The 5,672-nt window shown below is 38.9% G+C and carries 6 protein-coding genes; 4 read left to right on the top strand and 2 right to left on the bottom strand.

The genetic code is table 11. From position 1 onward, the window contains the following. Positions 1-1,193 (bottom strand): hypothetical protein (locus tag L650_RS0110120; protein ID WP_029773031.1); only part of this gene is annotated, 1,193 nt, incomplete at its 3' end. A 311-nt stretch (positions 1,194-1,504) separates the two neighbouring features. On the opposite strand from L650_RS0110120, the gene L650_RS0110115 reads away from it, so the two are divergent. The 4 genes from L650_RS0110115 (at position 1,505) to L650_RS0110100 (ending at position 4,423) form a co-directional block, all read left to right on the top strand. Further along, positions 1,505-2,095 (top strand): ACP phosphodiesterase, encoded by a 591-nt coding sequence (locus L650_RS0110115; RefSeq protein ID WP_029773030.1) that lies wholly within the window; start codon positions 1,505-1,507, stop codon positions 2,093-2,095. Between the two features lie 120 nt (positions 2,096-2,215). Continuing rightward, the gene (locus L650_RS0110110; RefSeq protein WP_029773029.1) at positions 2,216-3,025 is read left to right on the top strand and encodes an NERD domain-containing protein; all 810 of its coding nucleotides are present in this window, start codon (positions 2,216-2,218) and stop codon (positions 3,023-3,025) included. A gap of 15 nt (positions 3,026-3,040) precedes the next feature. After that, positions 3,041-3,682 carry a hypothetical protein gene (locus tag L650_RS0110105; RefSeq protein WP_029773028.1) on the top strand — a complete coding sequence of 214 codons (642 nt, stop codon included), beginning with the start codon at positions 3,041-3,043 and terminating at the stop codon, positions 3,680-3,682. Between the two features lie 63 nt (positions 3,683-3,745). After that, positions 3,746-4,423: a glutathione S-transferase family protein gene (locus L650_RS0110100; RefSeq protein ID WP_029773027.1), complete on the top strand. Its 678-nt coding sequence runs from the start codon at positions 3,746-3,748 to the stop codon at positions 4,421-4,423. A gap of 31 nt (positions 4,424-4,454) precedes the next feature. On the opposite strand, the gene L650_RS23735 is transcribed toward L650_RS0110100, so the two are convergent. Next, positions 4,455-5,672, bottom strand: a protein-coding gene (locus L650_RS23735; protein ID WP_128081048.1) for an IS3 family transposase whose coding sequence is annotated in 2 segments (ribosomal slippage) — positions 4,455-5,338 and positions 5,338-5,672 — 1,219 coding nt annotated over the 2 segments. Because the reading frame shifts where the segments join, the coding sequence is not laid out codon by codon here. This gene is flagged as partial in the annotation.

Below are 5,672 nucleotides of genomic sequence, written 5' to 3'. Positions count from 1 at the left end.
CCGCCGCCAACCACGGGCTCATAAAGTGGTTGTTTGTAACTAAAGGGGCGAATATGCTCGCTTGGGTTTGAGGTAGCCTGTTTTAGCATTAACAGCCCAACCGCCGTAGTGCCCATAGATTGCCCAAGCTCGCCAATTCCTCTCACTTTCCAATCCTTTGGGAAAAACCACCCACCAAAGAAAAAGTAAATAGCTGCGCTATAGGCAACCCCCACTGCGGCTAAAATTAAAATACTTTGCCAATATTTAGCAAGTACCGATAAGTTAAGCGCACCCAGTGCGGCAATTATTAGTAAATCGAGGGAGAGGTTAGAAAGCAGATTTATTTGATAGTGACTAATTAAGTTACCCATGCCTGATTTATTAAGCACTATTTGCACCACTAAACCCACCATCATCGCAATGGGGAATAAAGGCATGTACTCAAGTATTTTTACCGATGAATCGGCAAAAAGGCTTTTTTCGGCTACTTGTAAGCCACTAAGAATAAGCCAAGCAACAATAACAACCGTGCCTAAAATAGCAAAGTGCAGGCCAAACGGGCGGTCTTTTACCTCTACTTTTTCGTCGTGGCTAATTTCAAGTTCTTGGTCGCCCCCATCGGTGCGATTAGACATAATAGTCCCTAACACGATGGCGCTTATAAGGCCTATTGTTGCTATACCTAACCCCAAGTCCATACCTTTTGCAAAATCGATACTTTCAAAAGTGGATTGCAAGCCAGCTACGGTGCCATGCCCGCCCTGAAATCCCACCGCAATGAGTGCGCCGGCAACTTCGTTGGTATCAAATAAAGGGGCAAGTACTAATAATGCCGTGATCATACCCACCACATATTGGCCTATGGCAATGCTGTAGCCAAAGCTTAAATTGGGTAGGCTTTGATTTAGCGATTGTTTAATTGTAGGTATTTTTTTACCTAAAAATAAACCTGCAAACACCACTACAATTAAATACCCAGGTAACTCCTTCCATATGCTTGTGACTTTTTCATCTATCCATAAATTAGTGCCTTGGAGCGACAAATTAATATGCTCACCGAGTAATTGTGGCCCTAATAAAAGAGCCAATACGCCAGCAATTAACGATGATGGCACAATTAAGCCCCTTAAAAATGTGTACTTAATTAAATTACCTAGCGTTAAAAAAAAGGCCAGTAATAGTAACGACTTAAAAAATATAGCTATATCCATAACTGATTTAACCTATGTTTTATGCTCCTTTAAACTGCTCGCTAATAAAAAGAGCTATACATGTTTGAGTGCTAAATACGCTAAGTAGCAATATATATTCCAGCGATTTTTAAATTTTAAGTTATTGATAATTCTATTTTAAATATTTAATGCTGAATTGAGTGCAACGGCTTTACAGAGTGTTTGTATAATTTTCAAACTAAAGTGTTAGGTAATTACACAGGGAGCGCGCTAAACACTCGTGTGAGTTTCGCTTAAATGTGCGTTACTATTTGGCAAAATTAAGTTTGTTTAAACCCATTGGGATTACGTTGAATTATTTAGCTCACCTTTACTTTGCACAACCAACTGCCGATTCACACTTTGGCAATTTATTAGGTGATTTTGGTGGACGCAGGCACGCAGAATACCTGCCCAATAGCGTTAAAAGTGCACTAGAAAACCATTACTTAGTCGATAAATTTACCGACTCTCACCCGTTAGTAAAAGAAGCCAAGCAGTACTTTTCACCCGAGCGTAAGCGCTTTGCAGGTGTGGCTATTGACGTGGTATTTGATCACTTTTTAATTAGGCATTGGCAGCAATTTAATAAACACCCTTTAAATGATTTTAAACGCAGCAGCTACGCACTTTTAAATGAGCGCATAGCGATTATGCCACCGCGCATGCAGCATGTTGTAACCAGCATGACTACAAACGATTGGTTTAAAGAATACGAAACTATAGAAGGGGTAGGGCTTGCGCTTGATAACATAGCCAAACGCATTCGTTTTACTAATAACTTTGCGGGTACTGCTGAGGATATAACGCAAAACTACCATGAGTTGGAAACGGTATTTTTAGCATTTTTCCCTGAGTTAATTGAACATGTTAATGAACACGCCTTAGAAAGGGCGTATTAAAAACAATGCTTAAATGTGTTTAATATTGAACGTGCATTATTGCGTGTACTGCTAGTTTGTTTTTGTTAAATTTCGCGGCTCTATTATTGCCATTTGTATAGCTTAAAGGATTAACTAAATATGGATTTTTCTACGATTTTGGCCACGTTATTAGGCCAACTTTGGTACTTTATACCGCTGTTTATTTGTATTGGTGTTTTTAAAACACCTTGGTTTAAAGGAGCGATGGGAGAGTGGCAAGTTAATGTGCTAATTAAACTGTTTTTAAATAAGGCAGATTACACGTTAATTAAAAATGTGACGCTGCCTACTTTTGAAAACGGCATCGAAAATGGCACTACACAAATTGATCATATTATTGTGTCTGAGTTTGGTGTGTTTGTGGTGGAAACTAAAAACATGAAAGGTTGGATTTTTGGTTCAGCGAATCAAAAAATGTGGACACAAAAAATTTTTAAACACTCATCAAAATTTCAAAACCCCCTACATCAAAACTACAAGCATTTAAAAACACTTGAGTCGTGTTTAGGTATAAACAGTAACGCATTATTTTCGGTTATTATTTTTATTGGCGACAGCACATTTAAAACTAAACTACCTGAAAATATTAGGTTTGCACGCGGCGGTATTGAGTACATTAAAAGTAAAACCGAGCGAGTACTTAGTGCTAATACTAAAAACGATATAGTAAATACAATTGAAAGCGGAAAATTAAAGCCAAGTTTTAAAACAAATCGCCAACATGTAAGCCATGTAAAAACAATTATTGAACATAAGCAGGCGCCAAAAAAAGAACGCTCAGAAACTCAGATATGCTCACGTTGCGGTGAGAAAATGGTACTACGTAAAGCAAAGAAAGGTACTAATATAGGAAATACGTTCTTTGGCTGTAGTGCATTCCCTAAATGTAGAAATAGTGTTGAAATTTAAAAGGAAGTAGATTTTATGCCTGATGTAACGGCACTGTTTTATATAGCTATTATGGCTTTTTATTTATTACACAAAAACGAAGAAGCCAAAATATTAGTTCCCGTTATTGGCTTTGCAGCAATCCCTCTTTTTAGTAACGATTACTGGCAATGGTTTCAGCTTAGTGCGGCACTGAGTGTTGTGGTTATAGTGATAGAAAAAGAGAAAGCAGGGTATACAGGCGGTGGTGCTGTTTCGGCATTTGCTGCATTTTTTATCGGCGCTTTATTAGTTAGTATTTTTATACACGCGACTTCGTCTGCGGTTACTAGTTTAAACTCTACAAACTTTAATTTTAAACATCCACTAAGTTACGCGTGGCCTAGGGAGGCTGTAATTTTATATGCGTCTGCGTTTATAACTGCATTGCTTGGGATATTGTTTAACGTTCGTATGCTTGTAGCTTTTTATGGCGCAGTAATTATTGCGTGTTTACTTGCTGTTTTACCTCACTTTTGTGGCTCTTTTTTATATGGCTTAGCATTAAGTGTAATTATTATTGTAGTTACTTTTGCCGTGGCATTTATTAAAAAGGCACAAGAAGAAGCACGCTTTATATTTGCTTATATTGGTGCAGGGTTAATACAAGTAAGCTGTTTGGTTAAGTACTTTAGCTAACTGTTTTTTGAACGACTGCTCAGGTTGTGGTTTAATTGTAGCTACTACTTTTAGGAGCGTTTTATGATCAAATTTTATTTTCACCATACACCTAACCCAATGAAGGTTGCTTTGTTTTTAGAAGAAACAGGGCTGCCGTTTGAACTTGTGCCACTTGATACCTTAAAAGGTGAGCAACATACACCTGAGTTTAAAGCCATTAATCCTAATGCAAAAGCACCTGCCATTGTTGATGGTGAAACTCGTGTGTTTGATTCGAACGCTATATTAATGTACCTAAGTGAAAAACACGGTAAGTTAGCAGGTAAGGTAGAGAATCGCGCCGAAATGCTTTCATGGTTAATGTTTATAGCATCGGGCCTTGGGCCGTATTCTGGGCAAAGTGTACACTTTAGACACATGGCGCCTGAAGGGCTTGATTACGCAGTTAATCGCTACTTGCGTGAGGCGCAGCGCCATTACGAAGTGCTTGATGCACACCTTGAAGGTCGCGACTTTATAGTGGGTGATGAATACACCATTGCTGATGTATCTGCTTGGGGTTGGATTGATAAAGCGCCAGTAGTACTTGGAGAAGAAGGACTAGCACCATACCCTAATTTAAAACGTTGGTTTGAAAGCATTGATAGCCGGCCAGCGGTTGCGCGTGCACGCAAAATTGGCACCGATGTCGCCTTTAAAAAAGAGTTTGATGAAGAAGCCAAACGTGCGTTTTTCCCATCTAACTACCCGAAGAGCTAACGCTGTCCCGTCCTGAAATAGGTTGACGGTTTTAATGAAAGACTTGGTGCGAAAGCGCCAGGTCTTTTTTATGCACTTGATTTGGTGTTTTCATATCCAAACTTAAGTGCGGTCGCATTTCATTGTATATAAATATCGATTCTTCAACGAGCTGTTTTAACTCTGCCATATTGCGACATTTATACAGTAAAAACTCTTGCTTTAATATCCCGTTAATACGCTCTGCTAATGCGTTTTGATAACAGTCATACCCATCGGTCATCGATGGTCTAATGCCCTCTTTTAATAGCGCATTTTGATATACTTCAGAGCAATATTGTAAACCTCTATCTGAATGATGAATGGCATCACGTTTATATACGCGTTGCTTAATTGTCATTTCTAATGCTCTGACTACATCGGTTGCTTTCATTTCATCACTCAGCTCATAACCCATTATTTTTCGACTGTAAGCATCAGTGACTAACGATAGGTAATGCACGCCTTGCGCTGACTTTACGTATGTAATGTCACTAACGAAGACTTCCTCGGCCGCAGTAGGCATGTATTCCTTTAGTAAATTGGGATGCTTGCGCATCCAATGGTTACTGTTTGTTGTTTTAGTGTAATTTTTCTTTGGTTTTACAAGAAAGTCATGCTCTCTCAAATAATCAAAAAAACAATCACGACCTAGTTTAATGCCACGCTCTTGCAGGTCTGGCTTTATCATCAGATAAAGTTTCTTCCCACCAATACGAGGCATGAATTGCCGCCAGTACATCACTAATTCTTTGACTGGCTCCAATTCTTTATTCCGAGCATCTATTCTGCGCATAGCTTGATAGTAACCTTGTCGCGTTACGCCATATGCACGGCATAACGGAGTAAGCTTTATTTGATGGTTTTCTTTTGCGCGCGTGATAGCTCGGATATGTACTTTTTTCGCAAGCCCGCTCCATATTCTTCATCCATAATATTAATCATTTCATCTTTGATTAAATCCTTTAGGCGTAACTCTTCTATCTCGCGCTCTAAACGTTTAATTTTTTGTGCTGGGGTTTCTTTCGATTTAGGCATGTTGGCTATATAAGTTGGTTTAGACCAATCTAATTTACCATGTTTTCGCAGCCATACCAGAACGGTACTGCGGCCTTGAATACCGTAATGACTTTGCGCTTGTTTATAGGTGAAGTCGCCTTTTTCTACTTGCTCAACAATAGATAATTTAAAGCCTAATGTATAATCTCGCTGAGTACGCTTAACGTCTTTA

This window comes from Pseudoalteromonas sp. TB51 (assembly GCF_000498055.1).
Classification (GTDB): domain Bacteria; phylum Pseudomonadota; class Gammaproteobacteria; order Enterobacterales; family Alteromonadaceae; genus Pseudoalteromonas; species Pseudoalteromonas atlantica.
The sequence above is the reverse complement of the archived record's forward strand: the minus strand, read 5'-3'. Positions and strand labels throughout refer to the sequence as shown.

Excerpts from the sequence above, each read along its gene's own strand:
- L650_RS0110110 (WP_029773029.1), top strand. The coding sequence starts at position 2,216 with ATGGATTTTTCTACGATTTTGGCCACGTTATTAGGCCAACTTTGGTAC.
- L650_RS0110105 (WP_029773028.1), top strand. The coding sequence starts at position 3,041 with ATGCCTGATGTAACGGCACTGTTTTATATAGCTATTATGGCTTTTTAT.
- L650_RS0110100 (WP_029773027.1), top strand. The coding sequence starts at position 3,746 with ATGATCAAATTTTATTTTCACCATACACCTAACCCAATGAAGGTTGCT.